The 24,983-nt window shown below is 63.7% G+C and carries 20 protein-coding genes; 11 read left to right on the plus strand and 9 right to left on the minus strand.

Annotated features, from left to right (window positions below; genetic code table 11):
• Positions 1 to 16 precede the first annotated feature (16 nt).
• The 5 genes from ETQ85_RS05375 to ETQ85_RS05395 all read right to left on the minus strand — a co-directional run bounded on the left by ETQ85_RS05375 (position 17) and on the right by ETQ85_RS05395 (position 6,354).
• Complete coding sequence (locus ETQ85_RS05375; RefSeq protein WP_148578031.1) at positions 17 to 346, minus strand: P-II family nitrogen regulator; 330 nt, start codon at positions 344 to 346, stop codon at positions 17 to 19.
• 49 nt (positions 347 to 395) lie between these two features.
• The gene (locus tag ETQ85_RS05380) at positions 396 to 3,497 is read right to left on the minus strand and encodes an efflux RND transporter permease subunit (protein WP_148578032.1); all 3,102 of its coding nucleotides are present in this window, start codon (positions 3,495 to 3,497) and stop codon (positions 396 to 398) included.
• A 9-nt stretch (positions 3,498 to 3,506) separates the two neighbouring features.
• A complete protein-coding gene (locus tag ETQ85_RS05385) occupies positions 3,507 to 4,694 on the minus strand; it encodes an efflux RND transporter periplasmic adaptor subunit (RefSeq protein WP_148578033.1) in 1,188 nt (395 codons plus the stop codon).
• Positions 4,695 to 4,708: 14 nt separating this feature from the next.
• Entirely contained in the window at positions 4,709 to 5,926 is a 1,218-nt protein-coding gene (locus ETQ85_RS05390; protein ID WP_246128623.1) for a TolC family protein, read from the minus strand.
• A 122-nt stretch (positions 5,927 to 6,048) separates the two neighbouring features.
• Complete coding sequence (locus ETQ85_RS05395) at positions 6,049 to 6,354, minus strand: hypothetical protein (protein WP_148578035.1); 306 nt, start codon at positions 6,352 to 6,354, stop codon at positions 6,049 to 6,051.
• 117 nt (positions 6,355 to 6,471) lie between these two features.
• Here ETQ85_RS05395 and ETQ85_RS05400 point away from each other — a divergent pair, with 117 nt between their 5' ends.
• The 4 genes from ETQ85_RS05400 to lipA are packed head-to-tail and all read left to right on the plus strand — an operon-like array spanning position 6,472 to position 9,479.
• Positions 6,472 to 7,596, plus strand: coding sequence for a D-alanyl-D-alanine carboxypeptidase family protein (locus ETQ85_RS05400; protein ID WP_148578036.1), 1,125 nt, complete (start codon positions 6,472 to 6,474; stop codon positions 7,594 to 7,596).
• 10 nt (positions 7,597 to 7,606) lie between these two features.
• Entirely contained in the window at positions 7,607 to 7,879 is a 273-nt protein-coding gene (locus ETQ85_RS05405; protein ID WP_148578037.1) for a YbeD family protein, read from the plus strand.
• Positions 7,876 to 8,493 carry a lipoyl(octanoyl) transferase LipB gene (lipB, locus tag ETQ85_RS05410; RefSeq protein WP_148578038.1) on the plus strand — a complete coding sequence of 206 codons (618 nt, stop codon included), beginning with the start codon at positions 7,876 to 7,878 and terminating at the stop codon, positions 8,491 to 8,493. The genes ETQ85_RS05405 and lipB overlap by 4 nt, the downstream gene beginning before the upstream one ends.
• 17 nt (positions 8,494 to 8,510) lie before the next feature.
• Positions 8,511 to 9,479 carry a lipoyl synthase gene (gene lipA / locus ETQ85_RS05415; RefSeq protein WP_148578039.1) on the plus strand — a complete coding sequence of 323 codons (969 nt, stop codon included), beginning with the start codon at positions 8,511 to 8,513 and terminating at the stop codon, positions 9,477 to 9,479.
• 61 nt (positions 9,480 to 9,540) lie between these two features.
• Here the strand turns inward: lipA and ETQ85_RS05420 are convergent, their stop codons facing one another.
• Both ETQ85_RS05420 and ETQ85_RS05425 read right to left on the minus strand, forming a co-directional pair.
• Positions 9,541 to 12,201, minus strand: a complete 2,661-nt coding sequence (locus ETQ85_RS05420) for an ATP-binding protein (protein ID WP_148578040.1) — start codon at positions 12,199 to 12,201, stop codon at positions 9,541 to 9,543.
• A gap of 81 nt (positions 12,202 to 12,282) precedes the next feature.
• Entirely contained in the window at positions 12,283 to 12,996 is a 714-nt protein-coding gene (locus ETQ85_RS05425) for an EAL domain-containing protein (RefSeq protein ID WP_246128624.1), read from the minus strand.
• 449 nt (positions 12,997 to 13,445) lie between these two features.
• On the opposite strand from ETQ85_RS05425, the gene ETQ85_RS05430 reads away from it, so the two are divergent.
• Both ETQ85_RS05430 and ETQ85_RS05435 read left to right on the plus strand, forming a co-directional pair.
• A complete protein-coding gene (locus ETQ85_RS05430; RefSeq protein ID WP_148578042.1) occupies positions 13,446 to 14,078 on the plus strand; it encodes a response regulator in 633 nt (210 codons plus the stop codon).
• 245 nt (positions 14,079 to 14,323) lie between these two features.
• Positions 14,324 to 16,429, plus strand: coding sequence for a diguanylate cyclase (locus tag ETQ85_RS05435; RefSeq protein ID WP_148578043.1), 2,106 nt, complete (start codon positions 14,324 to 14,326; stop codon positions 16,427 to 16,429).
• 158 nt (positions 16,430 to 16,587) lie between these two features.
• On the opposite strand, the gene ETQ85_RS05440 is transcribed toward ETQ85_RS05435, so the two are convergent.
• Positions 16,588 to 18,543: a sigma-54-dependent Fis family transcriptional regulator gene (locus ETQ85_RS05440; RefSeq protein WP_148578044.1), complete on the minus strand. Its 1,956-nt coding sequence runs from the start codon at positions 18,541 to 18,543 to the stop codon at positions 16,588 to 16,590.
• A gap of 426 nt (positions 18,544 to 18,969) precedes the next feature.
• Between ETQ85_RS05440 and ETQ85_RS05445 the strand changes: the two genes are divergently transcribed.
• From ETQ85_RS05445 to aldA, 5 genes are all read left to right on the plus strand, one after another.
• On the plus strand, positions 18,970 to 19,587 hold the full coding sequence (locus tag ETQ85_RS05445) for a QcrA and Rieske domain-containing protein (RefSeq protein WP_148578045.1): 618 nt from the start codon (positions 18,970 to 18,972) through the stop codon (positions 19,585 to 19,587).
• 52 nt (positions 19,588 to 19,639) lie between these two features.
• Positions 19,640 to 21,358: a methanol/ethanol family PQQ-dependent dehydrogenase gene (locus ETQ85_RS05450; protein ID WP_148578046.1), complete on the plus strand. Its 1,719-nt coding sequence runs from the start codon at positions 19,640 to 19,642 to the stop codon at positions 21,356 to 21,358.
• A 45-nt stretch (positions 21,359 to 21,403) separates the two neighbouring features.
• Positions 21,404 to 22,255: a transporter gene (locus ETQ85_RS05455; protein WP_148578047.1), complete on the plus strand. Its 852-nt coding sequence runs from the start codon at positions 21,404 to 21,406 to the stop codon at positions 22,253 to 22,255.
• Positions 22,256 to 22,316: 61 nt separating this feature from the next.
• Positions 22,317 to 22,784, plus strand: a complete 468-nt coding sequence (locus tag ETQ85_RS05460; protein ID WP_148578048.1) for a DUF1097 domain-containing protein — start codon at positions 22,317 to 22,319, stop codon at positions 22,782 to 22,784.
• A 38-nt stretch (positions 22,785 to 22,822) separates the two neighbouring features.
• A complete protein-coding gene (gene aldA / locus ETQ85_RS05465; protein WP_148578049.1) occupies positions 22,823 to 24,262 on the plus strand; it encodes an aldehyde dehydrogenase in 1,440 nt (479 codons plus the stop codon).
• Between the two features lie 153 nt (positions 24,263 to 24,415).
• Here aldA and uraD read toward each other — a convergent pair whose 3' ends face one another.
• A complete protein-coding gene (gene uraD, locus ETQ85_RS05470) occupies positions 24,416 to 24,937 on the minus strand; it encodes a 2-oxo-4-hydroxy-4-carboxy-5-ureidoimidazoline decarboxylase (protein ID WP_148578050.1) in 522 nt (173 codons plus the stop codon).
• Positions 24,938 to 24,983: the final 46 nt, after the last annotated feature.

Consider the following 24,983-nt stretch of genomic DNA (forward strand, 5'->3'; position numbering starts at 1 on the left):
GGCGTGCTGCCGGCGCTTATTCCGAACCGACCGTTTTGCGGATGAACACGGCCCGCTGGATATCGGTTACCCACACCAGCCCGTCGCCGGTCTGACCGGTGCTCGCCACCTCGACGATATGATCGACAAGGGCATCGACGAGTTCGTCCGGCGCAATGATCTCGACCCGCACCTTGTCGGTAAAGTCGGTCAGTTCCTCCTTGATGGTATGCGGCGCGTGACGCGCCGTGGCACCGCAGCCCACCGCCTTGGTGATGGTCATACCCGGAAAGCCGGGCACGGCCCGCAGCACCTCCCGCAAACGCGGCAGTTTCTGCGGGCGGATGACAGCGTGAATTTCCTTCATTTGCATTCCTTCGTTCAAACACGGGCCGCCCGCAGACGGCCCGTCAGGATCAGGCCTCGTACGGGGTATCGTCGAACCACTTGTACAGCGTCGGGAGCACCACCAGGGTCAGCAGGGTCGAAGTGATCAAACCGCCGATGACCACGATGGCCAGCGGCCGCTGCACTTCCGAACCCGGTCCGGTGGCAAACAGGAAGGGCACCAGGGCCAGCAGGGCCACGGTGGCCGTCATCATCACCGGCCGGAAGCGCAGGGTTGCCCCCTTCACCACCGCCTCGGCCAGCGGAATGCCCTCGGTACGCAGGCTGCGGATATAACTCACCAGCACCACCCCGTTGAGCACCGCAATCCCCCACAGGGCGATGAAACCCACCGAGGCCGGCACCGACAGATATTCACCGGTGACCAGCAAGCCGATCACCCCGCCCACACTGGCGAAGGGCAGCACCAGAATGATCAGGCTGGCCAGCTTGAGCGAACCGAAGAGCAGGAACAGCAGGAAGAAGATCGCCGCCACGGTGACCGGAATAATGATGGTCAGGTGACCCATGGCCCGCTGCAGGTTCTGGAACTGGCCGCCCCACTCGAGATAGTAGCCATCCTTCAGTTCGACCTTGGCATCCACGGTCTTCTGCAGTTCGGCCACAAAACCACCCAGGTCGCGGTCCTTGACGTTGATCGCCACCACCACGCGACGCTTGGCCAGTTCGCGGGAAACCTGTGCCGGTCCGTCGACCACCCGGATCATCGCCAGATTTTCCAGCGCCACCTGGGCGCCGCCAGGCGCATTGACCAGGATGTTGCCGATCTTCTCGACGTTGTCCCGATAGCTTTCGGGCAGACGCACCACCGACGCGAAGCGACGTTCACCCTCGTAGATCTCGGTAGCCTGCTTGCCGCCGATGGCCGCCTCGATCACGTCATTCACGTCCGACACGTTGAGGCCGTGGCGGGCGATGGCGGCACGATCGATCTCGATGGACAGGTACTGCTGACCGGTCACCCGCTCGACACGGATGTCGGTAGCACCGGTCACGCTGGCGGCCACCCGGGCAATCTCGTCGGCCTTGTTCTTGAGCACATCCAGATCGTCGCCGAAAACCTTCACGGCCACGTCCGAACGCACCCCGGTGACCATCTCGTCCACCCGGTCGGAAATCGGCTGGGCCATCACCACCTGGGCACCCGGCAGCGTCTTGAGCTTCTCGCGCATGGCATCGGCGATGGTGTCCTGGGTCCACCCGGCCGGCCACTCGTCACGCGGCTTGAGGCTGACGATCGGCGTCGACTCGTTCTGCCCCTGCGGGTCGGCCGGCGATTCGCCACGGCCGACGCCGGAGATCGCCGACTTGACGCCCGGCACCTCCATCACCAGCTTCATGGCCTGCATTTCCATCTTGATGGACTCCTCCAGCGAGATGTTGGGCACCCGGTTGATACCCGGCACGATCGAGCCTTCCTTCATCTCGGGGATAAAGGCAGTACCGAGCAGCGGGAACAAGCCCAGCGTGACGATCAGCAGCGCCACACCCCCCACCACCGTCTTGCGGCTGTTGGCCACCGACCAGTGGAGCATCTTCAGGTAGGGCGCCTTGATCTTGGCAATCAGCCAGGTGTCGTGCTCGGCGCCGCCCTTCAGCAGGTAGGACGACAGCACTGGCGTCAGCGTCAGCGACAGGAACAGCGATACCGCCAGCGCGATGGCAATGGTGTAGGCCAGCGGGGCGAACATCTTGCCCTCCATGCCCTGCAGGGTCATCAGCGGCAGGAACACCAGGATGATGATGCCGACCCCGAAGATCACCGGCGTGGCCACTTCCTTGACGGCATCGAAGATGATCCGCGCCTTGCTTTCACCCCGCTCGGTCGCGTGACCCAGGCGGCCGAAGGCGTTTTCCACCACCACCACCGAACCGTCCACCATCAGGCCGATGGCGATTGCCAGGCCGCCGAGAGACATCAGGTTGGCCGAGATACCGTAATGGTTCATCGCCATGAAGGTAATCAGCGGCGTCAGCACCAGCGTGGCGACCACAATGAGGCTGGAACGCACGTCACCCAGGAACAGGAAGAGCACCACCACGACCAGCGCAATGCCCTCCAGCAGCACCTTGATCACCGTCCACAGCGCCGCATCCACGAGTTCGGAGCGGTCGTAGTAGGGCACGATCTTGAGACCGTCGGGGAGCATGCCCTTGTCGTTGATTTCGGCCACCCGCGTCTTGATGCGGCTGACCACTTCCTTGGCGTTGCCGCCGCGCAGCATCATGACGATGCCGCCCACCGACTCGGTGACACCGTTCTTGACCACCGCGCCCTGACGCACCTCGTGGCCGAAAGTCACCTCGGCCACATCGCGCACGAACACCGGCGTACCACCGACCTCCTTGAGCACGATGGCGCCGATGTCGGCCAGGCTCTTCACCAAGCCTACGCCGCGAATCAGGTACTGCTCGGAGTACTGAGGGAGGATGCCGCCGCCGGAGTTGGCGTTGTTGCGGGCCACCGCCTCGTACACGTCACGCACGCTGAGCTGATAGTGGCGCAGACGATCCGGATTCACCAGCACCTGGTACTGGCGCGAATAGCCGCCCTGGGAGTTGATTTCGGCAACACCGGGAATCGAGCGCAACAGCGGGCGCACCACCCAGTCCTGGGCGATGCGGCGCTCGGTCAGCTCCTTTTCGGAGAGCTTGCGATCGCCATCGTCCGGATGGTCGAGCGTGTACTGATACACCTCGCCCAGGCCGGTGGACACCGGCCCGAGGACCGGCACCACACCCTGCGGCATGCGGCTACCCACCTCCAGCAGACGCTCCATCACCAGTTGGCGAGCGAAGTACACATCGGTAGCTTCGGTGAACACCAGAGTGATCAGCGACAGGCCGGGCTTGTTGAGGGAACGCATTTCCTCCAGCCCGGGCAGGCCGGTCATGGAGATTTCCAGCGGCACGGTGACAAAGCGCTCGACCTCTTCGGGGGAGCGGCCCTTTGCCTCGGTAGCGATCTGGACCTGCACGTTGGTCACGTCGGGAAAGGCATCCACAGACAGCTGGCGCGCCGCGTTGATACCGAAAACAAGCAACACCACGGCGATCACCACGACCACCAGACGCTGTTGTAAAGCTGTACGGACAAGGGATTCAATCATGACCTGTCCTTATTCCAGCTCTTTGCGCTTGCGCTCGTTGTTCAGGTGGAAAGCCCCTGACACAAGAATGCGCTGCTCGGCCTTGAGGCCGGACAGCACGGCCCGCTTGCCGTCCATGTCCGGCCCAAGGCGCACCGGCGTCAGCCTAAACTGGTTCGGCCCGACCTCCACGAAAACCTTGTCGGCATCGCCATCGCGCACCACGGCCTGAGCCGGCAGCACGATGCGCTCGACCGGCGCGGCCTGAATCAGCATGGTGGCGAGCATGTCCGGCTTGAGCTGGCGATTGACGTTATCCACGACACTGCGCACGGTGATCGTGCGGCTTTCCGGATTGACCGTGTCGGCCACATAAATCAGCTTGCCGGTCAGGCGCGAACCCAGCGCCGGCACCTCGATCTCCACGTTCTGGCCCGATTTGACCAGCGCGCCCTGCTGCTCCGGCACCTCGGCCGTCACCCACACGCGGGACAAATCGGCCACCACGTAAAGGGCATCAGCCGGCTGCACCACCTGGCCCTGGGCCACCTGACGCTCCACCACCGTGCCGGCCATCGTCGACACCACCGAGGTCACCGAATTGATACCGCCGGAATTACTCAGCTTGCTGATCGCCCCGGACGACATGCCGAGCACCCGCAACTGGTCGGCGGCGCCACGCTGTTCAGCGGAGGCGATCGACAACTCGCTCTCGCGACGCTGCAGCTCGGCCTTGCCGATCACATCGGCAGCAAACAGCTGACGCGCCCGCTCGACGCTGCGGGCCTGCAAGTCGGCCTGGGCGCGGGCCTTCAGGTAGGCGAGCTGGGCCTGGCCGAGCTCGGTACTGTTGATCACCGCGAGGGCATCACCGACCTTCACCTGCTGGCCCAGATGCGCCTGGATCTCGATGACCCGGCCGGTCACCGTGGCACCGATGCGGGTAACCCGCTGTTCGTCGAAATCCACCTTGCCGGCCACCCGCAGGGTGTCGGACACCGGAATGGCGCCAGCGGGCGTAACCTTGATTTCGGCACCGAAGCCGGCCGGCACGGTGACCAGGTTGGGATCTGGCGGCACCACCTTCAGTTCGGCGCCAGTGCCTTCACTGAGCGTCGTGAGGCCCGCCTCGGTGGCGGCCGGCTTGGCAGAATCCTTGCAGCCGGCAAGGGCCAGGGCAGCCGTCAACACGGCCAGGGTAGTCAGTCGTAGCTTCATGGGAGCGATCCGGATCATTGGGTGGCGCGCAGGCGCTCGATGTCGATGACGGCCAGCTGCAGTTCGTAGCGGGCGGCGATGAGTTCATTGCGGGCGGCGCGGAAGACGCGCTGGGCATCCAGGTAATCGAGGATGCCGCGCTCGCCGAAGCGGTAAGCGGCTTCGGCGACTTTCAGGGCGGCCTCGGCTTCGCGCAGGATGCCGTTCTCGAGGGCAATCACCTGGGTGCGGGCAATTTCATACTGGCGATAAGCCGTTTCCAGCGCCTGCACCAGCGCCAGCTCCTGAGCGGACTGTTCGCTGCGGCTCTTTGCCAGCAGCGCGCCAGCCTCGGCGATCGGGCCCTGACGACGATCCCAGATCGGCACGCTGAGCGTCACACCGATGCGGCTGTTGCGCATCTCGCTGTCCCGATCCTCGGCCACCTTCAGGGCCAGTTCCGGGTGGCGACGCAGGCGCTCGAGATCGAGCTGGCGTTCGGCACGCCGCACTTCAGCCTGGCTGCGCGCCAGATCCGGGTTGCGGGCCAGCACTTCGGCGCGCAGATCATCGAGAGGCGGCACCACCGGACTGCGGGTCAGGGAGCCTTCCACCTCAAATTCGACCGGCAGACCGACCCCCACCAGCGCACGCAGCCCGGCACGGGCCTGGGCTACCCGCAGCACGGCACTCTCGGCCGACTTCTGGGCATTGAGGAGTTCGGTATCGGCCTTGATCAGCTCGTAACGGGGCGATTCGCCGGTATCCACGCGGACCGCCACCTTGCTGCGGATCTGCTCGGCAAGACTGAGGTCTTCCTTGGTGGCACGCACTTCGGCCTGACGACGCAGGAGTTCGAAGAAACGCTGCTCGAGACGCGCCAGCAGATCATTCTCGAAACCCCGACGCTCGGCCTGGCGGGCATCCAGCCCGAAGCCGGCCGCATCCAGACGCGCTTCGCGCTGCCACGGGTTGTCGATGCGCTGGGTGACGGCCAGGCTCTGAGCACCACCGGTGCTCGCACCGGGCACCCGGGCGTGGGTCCGGCCGGCGAGGAACTCCACTTCCGGATTCGGGTAGGCTCCAGCACTGGTGACCTGGGCACGACCGGCCTCGACCAGCGCCCGGGCGGCTTCGAGTGACGGGTGATTGGCCCGCGCCGCATCACGGAGGGCCTGGAGGGAGTACGACGGAGCAGCGGCGGCCGGAGCCGACAGCGCTGGAAAGGCCGCCAATAAGAGGGCGGCGGCCAAAAATGACTTCCTGAGCATGGATATCCTTCAGCGATTCGACGACGCTGTTTTCGTTTCGAGGGAACGGATTGAGCGGCTGGTAGCCGTCAAGAGCAAGGGTCACCCGAGACCGGGCGACGTGCTCAGGCGCGCCGTGGAGGCGGTGAGGTGGGGGGTATTACAATCGACTGCAGGGCCGGACGAAAGCCGGCAGAGCGCACTTCGGGCTGGACGGCTGGCGCCGGCAGAGAGGCGCTCACAAGGACGGGAGGATCCTGAGGCTCGGGGCTGTCGAGATCGACGCCGCTTTGGGCCGCCTGGTCGAAGCACTGGGCAAACTCGCCCAGCTCGGACGCATAGACCTCGGTATCGTCGGCAAAGGACGTGCCCGCCCACATGAGGACGAGACAGGCCAGAACGAGAGAGAGGCTTCGACGGATCAGTTGCATTGCAGCAATAAAGACCGGGGCAGTTCCCGGGAAGTTCCGTGGCCCGGCAAAAAACGCAGGCGGCAGGCAGCGGACTGCGTGTCTATAATCGCACTTTTTCCGCTTTTGCCCCAAATCATGTTGCGTCGCATCATCCTGCTCGTATTGCTCCTCCCGTCCCTCGTCTTCGCCCAGATGACGCCTCCGACCGTTGCCGCCAGGGCCTGGGTGCTCCTCGATGTCGGCTCGGGCCAGGTACTGACTGCTGAAAAGCCGGACGAGCGCATCGAGCCCGCCTCGCTGACCAAGCTGATGACCGCCTACCTCACGTTCGCGGCAATCAAGAACAAGACCCTCTCCCTGGACCAGACCGTGCCCGTCTCGGAAAAGGCCTGGAAGGTCAGCGGCTCCAAGATGTTCATTCAGCCGCTGCTGCCGGTAACCGTGAAGGAACTGATTCACGGCATGATCATCCAGTCGGGTAACGACGCCTGCGTGGCGCTGGCCGAAGCCATCGCCGGCTCCGAAGAGAACTTCGTCCAGCTGATGAACAAGGAGGCCACCCGCCTCGGCCTGAAGAACACCCACTTCGAGAATTCCACCGGTCTGCCCCACCCGTCCCACCTGGCTTCCGTGCGTGACCTGGCCGCCCTGGCCACCGCCATCATTCGCGACTTCCCCGAGTTCTATCCGATCTATTCCATCAAGGAATACACCTACAACAAGATCAAGCAGCCCAACCGTAATCGCCTGCTTTTCATTGACCCCACCGTCGACGGCATCAAGACCGGCCACACCGACAGCGCCGGCTACTGCCTGATCGCCTCCGCCAAGCGCAACGAGCGGCGCCTGGTTTCCGTGGTGGTCGGCACCACCAGCGACAGCGTGCGCGCCCAGGAATCCCAGAAACTGCTGAACTGGGGCTACCTGGCCTTCGACACGGTCAAGGTCTATTCCGCCAACCAGGCCGTCAACGAATTCCGCATCTGGAAGGGTGCAGAAAACACCGTCAAGGCCGGCTTCCTGAACGATTTCGTGCTCTCGCTGCCTAAAGGCGATGCAGAAAAGCTGAAGGCCAACGTGGTCAGTCAGCAACCCCTGCTGGCCCCGGTGGCCAAAGGCCAGCCCATCGGCACCCTCCAGCTCAGCCTGGACGGCAAGCCGGTCGGCGACTACCCCATCGTGGCCCTCGAGGAGGTGCCTCAGGCCGGCTGGTTCGGCCGCCTGTGGGATGCCATTCGCCTGTGGTTCAAGAGCCTGTAAGGAAGAACGGATGACCCAAGAAGAGCGCGTGACCCTGCTGGAGTTTCCCTGCGAATTCCCGATCAAGATCATGGGGGCGCGGGTGGATGATTTCGCCCAGGTCATCCTGGACGTGGTGCTTACCCATGCGCCGGACTTCGATGCCGGCGCCATGCAGATGCGCCCATCCGCCCAGGGCAATTACCTGGCCATCACCTGCACCCTCACCGCCACCTCCCAGGCCCAGCTCGACGCGCTGTACCGCGAGCTGTCGTCGCACCCGATGGTGAAGGTCGTCCTGTGATCGTCCGCCACCTGGGCCTCGTGCCCTACGAGCCCACCTGGCGCGCGATGCAGGAATTCACCACCATCCGCGACGCATCCACGCCGGACGAGCTGTGGCTCGTCCAGCACCCGCCCGTGTATACCCTCGGCCAGGCCGGCAAGCCGGAACACCTGCTGCAGGCCACCGAGATTCCGCTGGTGAAGATCGACCGGGGCGGCCAGATCACCTACCACGGCCCCGGCCAGGTGGTGGCCTACCTGCTCCTCGACCTGCACCGCCGCCACCTCAAGGTGCGCGAGATGGTGACCCTGCTCGAGCAATCCCTGATCGACTGCATCGCCGACTTCGGCCTCAAGGCCGAGCGCAAGGACGGCGCCCCGGGCGTCTACATTGCCGGCGAAAAGGTCGCCGCCCTGGGCCTGCGCGTCAGAAACGGCTGCAGCTACCACGGACTGTCCCTCAACGTCGATATGGACTTGACACCATTTACGTGGATCAACCCGTGCGGCTATAGTGGGCTCAAGACCATACAACTCAAGGACTTCGGTGTGACTGAAGGACCCGATGAAGTCGCCGCAAGGCTTCTCGGCCACCTCCAGCGGCACTTCCCCGAAGTTCTCCCCACCGCCTGACCAAAGGACAACAGACAATGGATTCACCCGCCCGCAAGCAACGTGGTGCCGAGAAAACCGCCCGCATCCCCATCAAGATCGTGCCCGCCGAGCGCCTCAAGAAGCCCGAGTGGATCCGCATCAAGCTGGGTGCCGGCATCGAAGCCGAACGCTTCAACGAGATCAAGGACACCCTGCGCGAGCACAAGCTGCACACCGTCTGCGAAGAAGCCTCGTGCCCCAACATCCACGAATGCTTCGGCAAGGGCACGGCCACCTTCATGATCATGGGTGACATCTGCACCCGCCGCTGCCCCTTCTGCGACGTCGGCCACGGCCGCCCCGAACCACTCAATGTCGATGAGCCCGCCAATCTGGCCAAGACCATCGCGGCGATGCGCCTCAACTACGTGGTGATCACCAGCGTCGACCGGGACGATCTGCGCGACGGCGGTGCCGATCACTTCGTGCAGTGCATCAAGGCCACCCGCGAAGCCTCGCCGAAGACCAGCATCGAAGTGCTGGTGCCCGACTTCCGCGGCCGCATGGACATCGCCCTCGACATCTTCGACCAGGCCGCGCCGGACGTCATGAACCACAACCTGGAAACCGTGCCGCGCCTCTACAAGCAGGCTCGCCCGGGGGCCGACTACGCCTACTCGCTGGAACTCCTCAAGCAGTTCAAGGCGCGTCACCCGGACGTTTCCACCAAGTCGGGCCTGATGGTCGGCCTTGGCGAAACCGATGACGAAATCCTCGAAGTGATGCGCGACATGCGTGCCCACAACGTCGAGATGCTTACCATCGGCCAGTACCTGCAACCTTCCGGCGGCCACCTGCCGGTGCTGCGCTACGTGCATCCGGACACCTTCAAGATGTTCGAAACCGAAGCGCTCAAGATGGGCTTCAAAAACGCCGCCTGCGGCCCGATGGTCCGCTCCAGCTACTGGGCCGACCAGCAGGCGCATGGCGCCGGTGTCGCCATGACGGTCAACGAGAGCAACTGAACATCGCTCGCTGACGTGCCATGAAGCGGGGGGCCCTGGACTCAGGGTCCCCCGCTTCACATCATGCCGCCGATTGCCCGGCCAGTTCCTCGATGCAGGTCAGCAAGGCATCGAGATCGAGTGGTTTGTGCTGCACGCCAATGCCTTGTTCCGCGATCCGGCGCATCACATCAGGATCCATATCGCCGGTAATGATGATCGCCGGCAGGCTGCTGCCAAAACACGTCCGAAACGATGCAATGACGTCGAGGCCGGTTTCTTCACCGACCAGGCGGTAGTCCGATATCACCAGGTCCGGCGCCACTCCGTCGAGACGGGGGTGCACACCCGAGCGCGACGACGCAGTCAGCACCTGGTGCCCCACGCTGGCCAGCGCGCGGGAAAGCGCCGCCGCCACATAGGCGTTGTCCTCCACCAGCACGATCCGCAACGGCCGCAGCGTAGCGCGGGGAAACGCCGGGCGCTCAAGGTGTGCCCCGAGAGGAAGTTCCACCGCAAACACCGAGCCCTTGCCCGGTCGGGAGCGCACACTGATCTGCAGATTCAACAATTCCGCCATGCGGGCCACGATGGCCAGACCAAGCCCGGTGCCCTTCGCCATGTTGCGCTCCGGATTGCCCAGTTGCTTGAACTCCTCGAAGATCTCCCCGGTCTTGTCGGCCGGAATCCCCATCCCGGTATCCCACACCTCCACCCACATGCGTCCCTGCCGACGCCGGCAACCGATCAGCACGCCGCCCTTCTCGGTATAACGGATGGCATTGGAGACCAGATTGCCAAGGATGCGCTGGAACAGGACCCGATCGGTGCGCCCGATCACATCGCAATCCCGGTAGCGGAATGCGAGTCCATTCAACTTGGCAGCTGGCGCATGGGCGGAAACAACCTTGGCAATCGACGCCTCTAGAGAGAAATCACTGATATTGGGCGCCACCACGCCGGCATCGAGCTTCGAGAGGTCGAGCAGATCGGAGAGCATTTCATTCAGGCTGCCGACGCAATAGCGCATATCGGCCAGCAGGCGGGGGTCGGACTCCGCCAGCCGGCTCTCCAGCGACGCCACATACAGGGATAACGCGGCGAGGGGCTGGCGCAGGTCATGGCTCGCCGCCGCCAGGAAGCGCGACTTGGCATTGTTGGCGCGCTCCGCTTCGAGCTTGGCCGCCGCCAGCTCGGCGGTTCGCTGCATGACGAGGGAAGCAACGTCTTCCTGCCGGCGATGAACATCGGTGATATCCGAAAACAGGGCTACATAATGGGCAACCGCCCCGGAGTCGTCCCTCACCACGCTGATGGTCATATAAACCGCAAACAGCGCACCATCCTTGCGACGATTCCACAATTTACCCTGCCAGCGACCGGTGCTTTCCAGGGACTGGAACATGGCCTGGTAGAAATCCGGAGCCTGCTTGCCGGACTTCAGAAAACGCGGATTCTTGCCAATGACCTCCTCGTGCAGATAGCCTGTGAGTTCGGTAAAAGCCTGATTCACATTGATGATCCGCGCCTCCCGGTCGGCAATGATGATGCCTTCGGCGGCAGCACTAAAAACGCTGGCAGACAAACGCAGTTGCGCCTCGGCGTGCTTGCGGGCCGCCTGCATGCGGTTGAACTGCTGCGCCAGGCAGGCGATCTCGCGCGGCCCCGACAGGGGCGCCTGCGCATTCAGATCGCCGCGGGTCGCCGCCTCGGCAGCCGCCCGGAGGTTCTCCAATGCCTCCCGGATATGCCGCCCAAGGGTCACGGCGAGAATCGCGCCCCCCAGCAGAAAAGCCATCATGGTCAGCGCAGCCAGCATCAGCGGACGATGAAAACTGCCATACAGCACATGGCGCGGCATCCCGATCACGACGGTCCACTGGGAGAAATGTGAGCGGGTGAAGGCAACAAACGAAGGAACGCCTTCCAGCGTACGGCTGGCCATCGTCCCTTCGGCGTGCATTTTCATTTGTGCCAGCAGATCCGGCGTCGCCTTTTTCCCGACCGAACTGGGGGCATGATGACTGCGCGCCACAATCGTTCCCTGGGAGTCCAGCAAGGCCGCGACCCAGCCCTCCGGCAGGTCCTGCTCCACCAGCAGACGATTGAGTCGCTCGGCCGAAATACCCATATCGAGCACATGAGCCACCTTGCCGTCCGACCAGACCGGCACCTCCACGGCAACGAACGGACGCCTCGCCACCCCACCGAGGTAGAGATCGGAAATTCCCGGCCGGCCGGTCTTGACAGTCCGGTGGACCATGTCGGGATGCCCCGTCATGGGCAACGGAGTACCGAAGGGGAGCAAGGTATTGATGATCTGCTGGCCCGTTGCATCCGTCAGGACAATGGCCTCCCCCACACTTTCCGTGGTCAATACCTCCCGGGCCCGGGCATAAAACACCTGTAGTTCCCCCGCCTGCAGGGATGGCGTCGTCGCGAGAATCTGGAGCTTGCCGTTGATTCCTGCCAGATCGTTATCGACGGCCATGGAAAGGGCCCGGGCCGTCTGCAAGGCGCCTTGCTCCAACTGGCTGCGCTGTATCTGGTAGAGGTCGTAAAAGAGAATAGAACCAGCCAGAACGCCCGGAATCAAGGCTGCAGCAAATAGCCAGCCAATTCCGGGAAGCACAGAAACCAGCGCCCCCAGCCAATGACGGGTCAAGGAGTTCAGCGAAATAAGCAGCCTGTCTTTCTTAAAGAAAAACGGAATGGGGAAATAGCCGGACAGAAAAGAGGCCAAGAGCAGTTTTCATTCTGCCAGAAGCCAAAAAGAGCATCAAACCCGCACTTCCCAATTCGGCCGCCGCAGCACGGCAAGGTTTTAGCCGACGAGAGATAGCGGACGCGGAACGGGCTTGCCGTAGGCATTTCCCTGCAGCCAGATACCCGCGGGGTCGGCCGCTTCGAAGGGCGTTTCGAGATGCGTGATGACAATGGTCGCCTTCTCGCGCAAGACCTCAAGCCAGTTGAAATCACCGACGGCTCCGTCACCACTGACGGCCAGCTTGCGTGCGTCGATCTTGACGAACTGGGTCCATGCGGCAGATGAAATCCGCTGCCATTGCGCCAGGGAATCGACGTTTACCGCGACCTGAAAGCCGTTTGCACGATAATTGCGCAGCACAAAGGCCAGCAGACAGGGCTGCAAGCTGGCTTCAAGCGGGGTTTCAATGACAATCCGCTCGGGTTGCAGGCCAAGCGCCTCGACAAGCTTGCGGAAAGCCTGTCCGGGATCCTTGTCCACCGCCGACAACAGACGGCCATTCACGTTGAGAAACAGCAGCCGATCGCCTCCTGCGCCAAACGCATTCAAGGGATGGATGGTCTGGCACAGCCAGTCGAGCGCAAACAGGTGCTCATCATCCGCGGTTGCAGAAAACAGGGACCAGGGCGAGAGCTCCGGCTCACCTCCATCAAGACTGCGGATAAAGGCCTCATGAGCGACGACATGCCCATCGCTGGCACGGACGATGGGCTGGAAAACGGACGACAGCGCACATCCGAACCAGTCGGCCAGAAAGCGGCCGTCGGGCAAGCGACGCAGAGGCCTGTGCGTACTGTGTTCGGGGGGAACACGATCAAGCAATTCGCGTATGGACAAAGTCAGTAGGCGCGCATTGCCCGGCCAAAGACCATCCGGGAAGCACGATCAATATTTCCTGATGGATATTAAAAACACACCAACAAGCCAAACAACATAAACCTTTTGGCATTTTCCGGTTTGCAGCAGGGCTGAGTGTGGTGTGAAAAGATGTTTCCGACCATCAGCCGAGGCCTCTCTGTTTGTAGGGCAACCCTGACAAGAACAGAACTGCCGGCCGCCATTCGCGTTTTCAAGCAGCCATCCGCACGCGACAATTTACGCTATCCTTGAATGATTCATGAATGCCCTGAAATATGAAGGGGCGCACCGAGCTTGCCCGCCCATGAGGCGAGCCGGAATAGTCTTGCTCCGGGAGCAGATGCATTTATTGGTAGCGCGACATGATCAGGATTCTTATCGTTGATGACCACGCGGTGGTCGGCGGTGGATTAAAACAATTTCTTACCAATACCGGAGGCTTCGAAGTTGCCGGTGAAGCCAGAACCGGTCAGGACGCGCTCAAACTGGTCAGTACGCAAAGCTGGGACTTATTGCTGCTGGATATCGGCCTGCCGGATTTGAATGGTATCGAGGTTCTCAAACGCATCAAACGGGAACGGCCGGAATTACCCGTTCTGATCTTCAGCATGTATTCCGAAGATGAATACGCGCTGGCCGCCCGGGAAGCGGGGGCTGCCGGCTATCTGCCCAAGAACAGCGCTCCGGAGGAAATCCTCGCGGCCATTCGCCGGGCCAGCGCCGGGGAGTGTTATTTGAGCCCCCAGCTCACGGAAAGACTGCTGAGCGGGTCCGCCTCGATCAGTCGAAAATTGCCCCACGACCGCCTGTCGGCGCGCGAACTGGATGTGATGCTGATGATCAGCAAGGGCATACCGCTGACCGAGATCGCCGAACAGCTCCATCTCAGCCCCAAAACCATCAGCACCTACCGCACCCGGGTCCTGGAAAAGCTGGAGCTCAAGCACAACACGGAGATCACCCGCTACGTGCTCAAGCACAAGCTGGACAACTAAACATTCGCCGGTAGGCAAATTCCTACAATAGACTCACCCATCACTGACAACACTCGCGCGTTTGGCCGATAGGATTTTCGGCGAATAAACCTACACTGCAGGCTCGACTCCGCAAGTCGTGCAGCACCGTCTTTTTCTGGCCTGCAGCCCATAACGGGCAATAAAGAAAAACGAAACCGTACGTCAACGGAATTTCCCCAAGCCTTTCTCAAAATTCAAAAATGGCCCCGTGGAGGAGACGATTCATGTTTGACGAGACGCCATGCTTGAACCCCGAGGAAATCGCCATGGCTGGCGAATGGGTCAACAGCCCGAGGATGAACCGTATTCTGGCGTGCCTTCCGGTAGAGGAATACGGACGGCACGTAGATGCGATGGAATTCGTCCTCCTGAAGCGCGGCGAAGTGCTTTTTGACTGTGGCGACAAACCGGCATTTGTTTACTTTCCGACCTCGAGCCTCATTTCACTGACATCGACAACAGAAAGCGGTTCATCGGCGGAACTGGCGATGACGGGTAACGATGGCCTGGTCGGCACGACCCTGATCCTCGGCGGAAAGTGCGCAACACACAAGGCGGTTGTCCAAAGCGCCGGCGGGGCCTATCGGCTGCGGGCCGACGCGATGCGCTTTGAACTCGGGCAGGGTGGCCACCTGCTCCAGCTGTCGCTGCGCTATATCCATGCGCTCATGACGCAAATGGCGCAAAGCCTTGTCTGCAATCGACACCATTCGCTCGATCAGCGCCTGTGTCGCTGGCTCCTGCTTTATCTGGACCGCCAGCCGGGCGATAAACTCCTGGTAACCCACCAGCTTATCGCCCACATGCTGGGCGTACGCCGTGAAGCCGTCACCGAGGCGGCGGGAAAATTGCAGGCGGCCGGCCTGATCCAGTACAGCCGTGGATATATGGTCGTGATCAATCGCCCTGGTCTGGAGGCCCGGGTGTGCGAATGCTACCGCGCAGTCAAGACCGAATACGAGCGGCTCTTCGATGAGATGCCGGAACCTGCTCCTGCCCGGGGACACCCCCCCGGCCCGACCAGTCTGCGCCACGCCTACGAAGACGCCCAGGCCATGCTGCGCAAATACACCGACATTTATAACTTTGCACCGGTCGGCTATTTCACGCTGAATGCATCCAGAGCCATTCTCAAGCTCAATCTTGCCGGTGCCATTCTGCTCGGCATCAAGCACTCACAATGCGGGCAACACCGCTTCGACGCCTTCGTAAAGCCGGAATACCTTGCGGATCTGCAGCAATTCCAGGCGGAAGTGCTGGGCGGAAAATGCAGGGGCAATTGCGAAGTCGTCCTCACCGCCACCGACAAGCGCCCCGAAGCACTGGTCAGAATCGAAGCCGCCCCGGACGACAACGGTCGCGAACTGCACATGGTGGTGATCGACATCACGGCCGAAAAAACCTTGCACGAGCGCGAGCAATATCAGCGAGCCCTGCTCGACAACTGCCCGTTCATGGTCTGGCTCAAGGACAAGGAAAGCCGCTTTCTCGCCGTCAATGCGCCTTTTGCCCACACCTTCGGCTGGCCTTCGGCGGAGGCCCTGGAAGGCCGGACGGACTACGACCTCACCTCCCGGGAACTGGCGGACGCCTATCGTGCCGACGATCGCGCCGTAATGGCCAGCGGCGAAAAAAGGAGTTTCGAGGAACAGATCGAGATGAATGGCGCGCTCCGCTGGTTTGAAACCTTCAAATCACCGGTCGTCGTAGACGGCCGGAATATCGGCACGGTGGGCTTTTCGCGTGACATTACCGAACGCAGGCGGATGGAAGCCGAGTTACGCAGCCTGGCAGCCACCGATTCACTCACCCAACTGGCCAATCGCCGGCATTTTCTGGCTCGTCTTGAAGAAACCCATGCGGACCTGCTGCGGGATGCCGACCACCCGGTCGCCGTCCTGATGTTCGACCTTGACCACTTCAAGTCGATCAACGACAGCCTCGGCCACGCTGCTGGCGACGCGGTCCTGCGGCTGTTCTCCTCCCTGCTGCGCGACGAGCTGCGTGCCGGCGACCTTGCCGGCCGGATTGGCGGTGAAGAGTTTGCCGTGCTGCTGACAAGAAGCAACCCGGACGCCGCGGCGGCTTTTGCCGAACGCATTCGCCGAAAGGTTGCCGAGACCTCGATCCTGATGGACCAGCGCCGCATCGCCATCACGGTAAGTATTGGCATTGCCCTCATGCTCGCCGAAGACACCACGGCAGAGCAGGCCCTCGGTCGTGCAGATGACGCGCTTTATCGCGCCAAGGCCGAGGGACGCAACCGGATAGCGCTGGCAGAAACGCCCCCCCCGCAGCAGGTTTTCCGGGGAGTTCAGGCCGCGATGTAGGCCAACGCGACGCCCCCCACAGTGCAGCCCCTTTCCCCACGCACCACCCCGACCTGCCAATCCGGCCCCGATTGCGCGTACTGGCCGCCCTGCTTGACCGAATGCAGCGTGAGCAAGGCCGCGCAGCGGCTCAACCAGTCGCAGCCGGCCCTGCCGGCTCAGTGATCGAGCCGGGCGTGGGCCTCCATCGCATCGGCCGCGTTCGGCGCAACGATGCCGAAGCGCTGCATGCGCCGGTACAGCGTCGAGCGGGACACGCCGACGGCCTCTGCCGCTGCCGAGATGTTCCAGTGACAGCGGCGTAGTTCAGCCAGAATCTGCTCCCGCCCGTCAGCCGCGATCGAACGTGCGGCAGGTGGTGCCTCGCCGGTCAGCGACTGCGGGACGGGTGCCGGAGCCGCCACCATCAGGCTCTCCGGAAAATGGGCCAGGGCCAGTGCATTGTCATCGCACACGGCCACGGCAAAGCGCAGCGCATTGCGTAACTCGCGAATGTTGCCCGGCCAGGCATAGGCTGCCAGTTGCTCCAGAACCCCTTCGGGCAGGGCCAGCGCACGACCCGCGGTGGCCAGCTCCTCGTCCAGCACCTGACGGATCACCTCGCGCCGGTCGGAGCGTTCGCGCAGCGCCGGCAAACGGAACACCGCCGCATTGAGGCGGTAGAACAGATCCTCACGGAACAGCCCGGCGCGCACCATCGCAGCCAGGTCGCGGTGGGTTGCGCAAACCACGTTCAAATCCACCTTCTCGGGCTCGGAGGCCCCCAGCGCCACCACCTCGCCTTCGGCGAGCACCCGCAGCAGGCGCGTCTGCAAGGCCAGGGGCATGTCGCCGATCTCGTCGAGAAACAGCGTCCCGCCGCTGGCCTGCTGGACTTTGCCCTTCGCCCCCTTCACCTTGGCGCCGGTGAAGGCACCCTCCTTGTAACCAAAAAGTTCGCTCTCGATCAGGCTCTCGGGGATGGCCGCGCAGTTGAGCGCCACGAAGGGCTTGTCGCAGCGCTGGCTGTGCCCGTGGATGGCCTTGGCGAAGGCCTCCTTGCCGGAGCCGGTCTCGCCGAGCAGCAGGATGGTCAGCTTGCGGTCCACCACCCGCTTGACCCGCTCGATGCTCTCCAGCACCCGCGGGTCTTCGGCAGCCAGGGCATCGAAACCACGGCGCGCAGACGTCGCCGGCCGGGGCGGGGCCTCACGCACCGGCGCCCGCAGCTGGGCCTCGAAAAGCAAGCCGTTGGCCAGACAACGCAGCGGAATCGGCGCCCCCGGCCGTTCATGGGCACGCTTCACCAGCGCCACCGCCGACTGATCGAAAATATCCTCCAGGCGCCGCGACGGCAGGGCTGCACCGGCAAACAGCCCGGCCCGCAGGCGCCGGCTGACGGCCAGGATCTGCCCGCCATCGTCGAAGGCCAGAAAATGCACCTCGCCGAGGCTCCAGCAATCGCCCGGGGCGCTGATCGACAATATCCACGCCGACTTGCAGGCCTCCACGAACAAGGCGTTCTCGATGGCCAGCGCGTTCTGCTGCACCAGCCGGTACACCACCGCCTGGCTGTTGCGGTTCTCCGGCGCAGCGAAGGCCGAGGCGTTGAGCACGCCCACCAGCTCGTCCTCCGGCCCGAACACCGGCGCGGCGCTGCAGGTGATGCCGTTGTTGTGATTGCGAAAGTGCTCCTCGCGATGCACCAGGATCGGCGCACGATCGACGATGGCCGTGCCGACGCCGCAGGTGCCCTCCTCCCCTTCCGACCAGCACGCCCCGAGGATGAAACCACGCCGCCGGAATTCACCGTCGAGGCTCGGATTGCCGCGAAACTCCACCGTGGCCCCCTGCCCGTTGGTGAGCAGCACGCAATAACCGGAATCACGCACCTGCTCGTGCAGGCGCGTCACCCCCAGCTGGGCAATGCGCAGAAAGGACGACATGTGTTCGCGCACATCGCGGCACTCGGCAGCGGACAGCACCCGGGCCTTGGCGCGGGTATCCGGATCGATGCGATAACGCTCCTCGGAACGACGCCACGACGCCTGCAGGCGCTCCTCGTTGGAAAGAAGGCTCAACACTCCGCCGGCAAAATGCCCCCCGGCCAGGCTATCCCCAGGTCTGCCCTGCATATCACGCTCCTTCATGTCTCCAGCCCTTTGGTGCGCGATTTGAACGATCTCTATTCGCCGTCTATCGCACGTATTTGTGGATCGATCATAGCCCAAGCGGAATAGCCCCGCGAATAAAAAAGCGTTCATCGGGAATACCCTGACAATTACCGCAACGCAACATCCTGATTTGCGCGGGCAAATTGCAGCAACGCGACACTACACCTGTTCCAGGCACCGCTACACCTGTGGCGGCGAGAAGGAATTCCGCCCGAATAAATAAAACCCGAATTCCATAAGAGAACTCCCCACCCAGATAAACACAAACCCCAAGATACTGTTTAAAAAGTATTTTTATTTAAAAATCCTTTTTCATTGCCCATTTTTTCGTTGTGGCACACGCCTTGCCTAATAAGCCGGGCCACAAACCACCGCGCAAAAAGGAAAATGAAAAATATTCCATGCCCCGCATGCACTGACGCCACGCCCGAGACCGTGTCGTCACCCGACCGACGGAAGGCCCTGAAATCCACCTCCGCCCTGCTTCTTTGTAGCGGGCTGGGATTGGCCAGACAGGTTCTCGCCGATGACGCCGCCAATTCCCACCCGAAGGTCGGCGATCAATTGGCCCGGGCCGACAGCGAAGGCCGTCCGGCGGCCATGCATTCCGCCGAAATCCTGCCGAATGCCAGGCCCGTGCCGGCCTTCCCCCTCGATCCGGCGAGTGGCGCGATGCGGGACGGCAGCCGTCTCAACAAGGTGATCCTGATCCGCGTCGCCCCGCAGGACCTGCACCCCGACGTGCAGCCTTACGCGGCCGGCGGCGTCCTCGCCTATTCCTCGGTGTGCACGCACCAGGGCTGCGAGATCTCCGAGTGGGTCCCCAAGGACCAGACCCTCATGTGCTACTGCCACTTCTCCAAGTTTTCGCCCGGACGGGCCGGCGAAGTGATGGCCGGCCCCGCCCCACGCACCCTGCCGCTCCTGCCGCTGAAGGAGGTGGACGGCGTACTCGTCGTCGCCGGCCCCTTCACCGCCCGGCCGGGGGTCGCCAAATCCGCCTGATTTCCTGTCGCACCCGTCCTACCCACACCAATAAAGAAGGAGACATCCAGACATGAACACCCGACTCAAGGCGCTCTGCGCCGGGCTGGCCTTGCTGCCTGCCATCGCCACCGCCGGCCTGCCGGCCTACAGCCCCGTCACCGACGCCCGCCTGACCAAGCCCGAGGCCGGCAACTGGCTGATGTACCGCGGCAACTACGAAGGCTGGGGCTACAGCGCCCTCAAGCAGATCAACACGCAGAACGTCGGCAAGCTGGTGCCGGCCTGGTCTTACGCCACCGGAATGACCGAAGGCCACCAGGCCCCGCCCATCGTCAATAACGGCTACATGTACGTGTCCACGCCCAACAACCAGGTCATCGCCCTGGAAGCCAGCACCGGCAAGGAACTGTGGCGCTACAAGAAGACCATCCCCGACGAGCTCATGCAGCTCCACCCCACCAACCGGGGCGTGGCCCTTTACGGCGACAAGCTCTATCTGGCCACCACCGACGCCTTCCTGGTGGCACTGGATGCCGCCACCGGCAAGGAGTTGTGGAAGGTCGCCGTGGCCGACTGGAAGAAGGGCTACTACATGACCCTCGCCCCGCTGGCTGCCAAGGGCAAGATCATGGTCGGCTCGTCCGGTGGCGAGCTGGGCATCCGCGGCTTCGTCGCCGCCTTCGACGCCGAAACCGGCAAGGAAGCCTGGCGCACCTACACCATTGCCGGCCCCGGCGAGGCGGGCAGCGAAACCTGGCCCGGCGAAACCTACAAGACCGGCGGCGGCTCGGTGTGGATCACCGGCACCTACGATTCGCAAACCAACCTGGCCTTCTGGGGCGTCGGCAACGCCGGCCCGTGGATGCCCGACACCCGCCCCGGCGACAACCTCTACGCCAACTCCACCATCGCCCTCGACGTGGACACCGGCAAGCTCAAGGGTCACCACCAGTACCACTGGAACGACGCCTGGGACTGGGACGAAGTCTCCGCTCCGCTGCTCATCGACCTCGACTACAAGGGCAAGAAGATCAAGTCGCTGGTGCACGCCGGCCGCAACGGCTACCTGTGGCTGCTCGAGCGCACCAAGGACAAGGTCAATTACGTCGATGCCTGGCCCTACGTGACGCAAAACGTGTTCACCAGCCTCGACCCGAAGACCGGCCGCCCCACCTACGACGCCAAGCGCATTCCGGGCACCGGCAAGACCACCAACTTTTGTCCGTCCCTGTGGGGCGGCAAGGACTGGCCGCCCGAAGCCTACAACCCGGGCACCGGCCTGCTCTACATCCCTGCCAACAACAACCTGTGCTCCGAGCTGACCGGCGAGCCCGTCAAGTACAAGGCCGGCAGCCTCTACATCGGGGTCGCCCTCGACAACATCCTCACCAACGTGCGCATGACCGAAAAATCGCGCAAGCACATCGGTGAAATCCAGGCCTGGGACCTGAAGACCGGCAAGCAGGTGTGGACCCACACCTACCCCGAGATGAACTGGGGCCCGCTGATGACCACCGCCGGCAACCTCGTGTTTGGCGGCGGCACCAACGACCGCATGTTCCGCGCCCTCGACGCCAAGAGCGGCAAGGTGCTGTGGGAAACCCCCACCCCCTCCGGCGTCACCGGCGTGCCCTCCACCTTTGAGGTGAATGGCGAGCAGTACGTGGCCGTGCAGTCCGGCTGGGGCGTCGATGCCCAGCGCATGCAGGGCGCCTTCGACGCCGTCCTCGAGCACAAGACCGTCGTTCCGCAGGGCGGCACGATCCACGTGTTCAAGCTCCAGAAGTAAGCCCACCCGGTTCAGCCCGTCCAAAAAGCAAAAAAGGAGACACCCATGAAACAGCATCGCCTTCTGTCTGCCCTCGTCGTCGCCGGCCTGGCCGGTGGCCTCGCCCCCGCCGCCTTCGCCCAGACCACCTTCGACGTCATCGGCCCCCACGAGTACGAACTCCCGGTGGACTTCAAGCCCTTCAACGTCTTCGTCCAGTACGCCACCGTGCAGAACAACAAGGACACCTTCAACGCCAGCGGCGACAAGGTGAAGGGCAACGGCAGCCAGAGCATCGTCGGCATGTCCAAGTACGTGCGCTTCTGGACCCCCGAAGGCAACCCGAAGATCGGCCTCGCCTACGAAGTCATCGTCCCGGAAATCGGCGTGCGCAACCAGCACGCGGCCAACGCCGCCGACCGCCACATCAGTGGCATCGGCGACCCGCTCACCGGCTTTGCCGTGTGGATGAAGCCGACACCCACCTCCACTTTCGGCTTCCAGTCCTTCCTGCAGATCCCGGTGGGCGACAACCGGGTCAGCGACACCAACTGGAAGAACCTCTCCAGCTTCCTGTGGGACGTGCGCCTCACCGACAAGCTGGGCTGGACCGCCGACGCCGGCATGGTCTTCCAGAGCGAGAAGAGCGACGGCAGCCGCCCGGGCAACACCTTCCACACCAACCACCGCCTCGGCTACCGGGTCAGCGGCCTGCTCGAACCCTTCATCGCCGTCGACTATGAAAGCACCTCCAGCCGCGGCAGCAACCTCAGCGCCCGGGCCCTGGACGGCGGCCTCGGGATGATGTTCCACACCTTCGACAACCAGTCGATCAGCCTGCGCTACTCCACCAGCATCGACGGCAAGAACCACGCCGCCAACAACAGCCTGAACATCAAATACGCCTACGTGTGGTGACACCCCGGCCGGGCGCTTGCCCACGCCCGGCCATCCCGACACAGCAAAAAGGAGTTTTGCCATGAAGATCCTGCACGCCCTCGCCTTCAGCATCGCCCTGCTCGTCGCCGCCTGGGTTTATCTCAGCGTCGGCAACCCGGCCCTCGGCTTCAACCCGTGGATCGGCTTTGTCGCCTGGGCCGCCTTCTTTGCCGCTGGTGGCGGCAGCGCCGGGCTGGGCAAGGCGCTACCGGCCGGCATCGCCGGCATCCTGCTCACCGCCATCACCCTGGCCGGCGTGCAGGCCCTTGGCGGCGGCCTGCTGCCGCTGGTCGGCCTGGTGGCCGTACTGGCCTTCGTGCTGGTGGCGATGGCCGACATCGGCGCCCTGTCCTACACCCCGGCGGCCTTCCTCGGTGCCGCGTCCTTCTTCGGCTCCGGCGGCAAGATCGACATCAGCATCGCGCTGGTCGCCCTGACCTGGGTCGTCGGCCTCGGCTTCGGCTACGCCTCCGAATCCGTCGGCAAGAAGCTCGCCCGCCCCGCCTGAATTCCCCCTCGCCCCCACAACCAGAACGGAGACAGACCATGACCACCCTGTATGAGAACTTCATCGACGGCCGCTTCGTCCCGGCCGACCCGGCCACCGCCATTGAGGTGCATAACCCGGCCAGCCACGTGCTGCTGGCCCGCACCGCCAGCGCCACGCCGGACGAAGTGAATGCCGCCGTCGATGCCGCCCGCCGGGCCCAGCCAGCCTGGGAGCGCACCCCCGCCATCCAGCGCGCCGGGCACCTGAGGGCCATCGCCACCAAGGTCCGCCAGAACAAGGAGCGCCTCGCCGAGATCATCACCCGCGAGCAGGGCAAGATCCTCGGCCTGGCTTTGGTCGAGGTGGACTTCACCGCCGACTACATCGACTACATGGCCGAATGGGCGCGCCGCATCGAAGGCGAAGTGCTCACCAGCGACCGGGCCGGCGAGAGCATTTTCCTGATGCGCCGCCCGATCGGCGTCACGGTGGGCATCCTGCCGTGGAACTTCCCGTTCTTCCTGATCGCCCGCAAGATGGCCCCGGCCCTCATCACCGGCAACACCATCGTCGTCAAGCCGAGCGAGGAAACCCCCATCAACGCCTTCGAGTTCGCCCGTCTGGTGGCCGAAACCGAGCTGCCAGCCGGCGTTTTCAACCTGGTCGGCGGGCGCGGCGCCGACGTCGGCGCGGCCCTGTGCAGCCACCCGGACGTGGGCCTGATCAGCTTCACCGGCAGCGTGCAGACCGGCTCGACCATCATGCAGGTGGCCGGCCGCAACCTGACCCGGGTGAACCTGGAGCTGGGCGGCAAGGCCCCGGCCATCGTGCTGGCCAGCGCCGACCTCGACCTGGCGGCCAAGGCGGTGGTGGACTCCCGCATCATCAACACCGGGCAGGTGTGCAACTGCGCTGAACGGGTGTACGTGGAACGGGCGGTGGCCGACGAATTCACCGAGAAGCTGCGCGTCCGCATGGCCGCCACCCGCTACGGCGACCCGATGGTGGATGCCGACCTGAACATGGGCCCGATGGTGAACCAGATCGGCCTCGACAAGGTCGCCGCCATGGTGAGCCGTGCCCGCGAACAGGGCGCCGAAGTGATCCTCGGCGGGCGCAAGGCCGACCGCCCGGCCGGCTTCCACTACGAGCCGACGCTGATCACCGGGTGCACCGCCGACATGGAAATCATGCGCAAGGAAATCTTCGGCCCGGTGCTGCCGGTGCAGGTGGTGGACAGCCTCGACGAAGCCGTCGCCCTGTCCAATGACTCGGAATACGGCCTCACCTCGTCGATCTTCACGCAGGACCTGAATGCCGCCATGCGCGCCTGCCGCGACCTGCGCTTTGGCGAAACCTACGTGAACCGCGAGCACTTCGAGGCCATGCAGGGCTTCCATGCCGGCAGCCGCAAGTCGGGCATCGGCGGCGCCGACGGCAAGCACGGCCTTTACGAATACACCGAGACCCACGTGGTGTACATGCAGCATGGTTGAAGTGTCAGAGCAGGTGTAGTGCGCAGCAGCAGTTGATTGTTTCTCCTCCGTCGTATTGCGGCAGGCCGCCCCTCCTCGGCCACATCGCCGCGGGGATGGCGGGGCACACCTCCCTCGTGCCTCGTCATCCCCTTCTTTTTTGCCCGTCACCCCTCAGTCGGCCACCCGCTCGGCCAGCCGCAATGCCGCGATCCGCGCAATCTGCGCCAGCGCCTCGGCAAACTCGACCTCTGGCTCATGGGCAAGCCGGCGCGCCATGGCGGCAATGATGTCACCACGCCACAGCCCGGACATGGCGATCACGAAAGGAAAACCGAACTTCGCCTTGTAAGCCGTGTTGAAGTCGCGGATCAGGGCGAACTCCTCCGGCATGCACGCCAGCAGCCCCGCGCCAAGCTGCTCGCGGATGGAGGCGGCGCTGAGTGCGCCATGCATCGCCCGCTTGCCGGCCAGCTCCGGGTGAGCACGGATCAGCGCCAGCTGGTCGGACCGGGGGGCGCTCCGAAGGGTGTCAACAAGGGAATCCAGAAGTGCCTCCCGGCTGGCAAAGGGACGCTGGGGCCAGGCCCGTCCGGCCACCCAGGGAGAGTGCTCGAAGATACCGTCGAGGGCCGCCACGAAGGCGGGCTGATCCATCTGTGAAAGGGCACTGGCGCTCATTGCGTGAATCATCATGGGACTCGGGGGCGTGCCGGCAACGAGACACTCTGCGCCGGACAGT

The organism is Zoogloea oleivorans (genome assembly GCF_008107625.1).
Taxonomy (GTDB): domain Bacteria; phylum Pseudomonadota; class Gammaproteobacteria; order Burkholderiales; family Rhodocyclaceae; genus Zoogloea; species Zoogloea oleivorans.

Bases quoted from the DNA above. Each gene is read 5' to 3' on its own strand.
- ETQ85_RS05375 (WP_148578031.1), bottom strand. From the start codon at position 346: ATGAAGGAAATTCACGCTGTCATCCGCCCGCAGAAACTGCCGCGTTTG.
- ETQ85_RS05380 (WP_148578032.1), bottom strand. From the start codon at position 3,497: ATGATTGAATCCCTTGTCCGTACAGCTTTACAACAGCGTCTGGTGGTC.
- ETQ85_RS05385 (WP_148578033.1), bottom strand. From the start codon at position 4,694: ATGAAGCTACGACTGACTACCCTGGCCGTGTTGACGGCTGCCCTGGCC.
- ETQ85_RS05395 (WP_148578035.1), bottom strand. From the start codon at position 6,354: ATGCAACTGATCCGTCGAAGCCTCTCTCTCGTTCTGGCCTGTCTCGTC.
- ETQ85_RS05400 (WP_148578036.1), top strand. From the start codon at position 6,472: ATGTTGCGTCGCATCATCCTGCTCGTATTGCTCCTCCCGTCCCTCGTC.
- ETQ85_RS05405 (WP_148578037.1), top strand. From the start codon at position 7,607: ATGACCCAAGAAGAGCGCGTGACCCTGCTGGAGTTTCCCTGCGAATTC.
- lipA (WP_148578039.1), top strand. From the start codon at position 8,511: ATGGATTCACCCGCCCGCAAGCAACGTGGTGCCGAGAAAACCGCCCGC.
- ETQ85_RS05430 (WP_148578042.1), top strand. From the start codon at position 13,446: ATGATCAGGATTCTTATCGTTGATGACCACGCGGTGGTCGGCGGTGGA.
- ETQ85_RS05435 (WP_148578043.1), top strand. From the start codon at position 14,324: ATGTTTGACGAGACGCCATGCTTGAACCCCGAGGAAATCGCCATGGCT.
- ETQ85_RS05440 (WP_148578044.1), bottom strand. From the start codon at position 18,543: ATGCAGGGCAGACCTGGGGATAGCCTGGCCGGGGGGCATTTTGCCGGC.
- ETQ85_RS05445 (WP_148578045.1), top strand. From the start codon at position 18,970: ATGAAAAATATTCCATGCCCCGCATGCACTGACGCCACGCCCGAGACC.
- ETQ85_RS05450 (WP_148578046.1), top strand. From the start codon at position 19,640: ATGAACACCCGACTCAAGGCGCTCTGCGCCGGGCTGGCCTTGCTGCCT.
- ETQ85_RS05455 (WP_148578047.1), top strand. From the start codon at position 21,404: ATGAAACAGCATCGCCTTCTGTCTGCCCTCGTCGTCGCCGGCCTGGCC.
- ETQ85_RS05460 (WP_148578048.1), top strand. From the start codon at position 22,317: ATGAAGATCCTGCACGCCCTCGCCTTCAGCATCGCCCTGCTCGTCGCC.
- aldA (WP_148578049.1), top strand. From the start codon at position 22,823: ATGACCACCCTGTATGAGAACTTCATCGACGGCCGCTTCGTCCCGGCC.
- uraD (WP_148578050.1), bottom strand. From the start codon at position 24,937: ATGATGATTCACGCAATGAGCGCCAGTGCCCTTTCACAGATGGATCAG.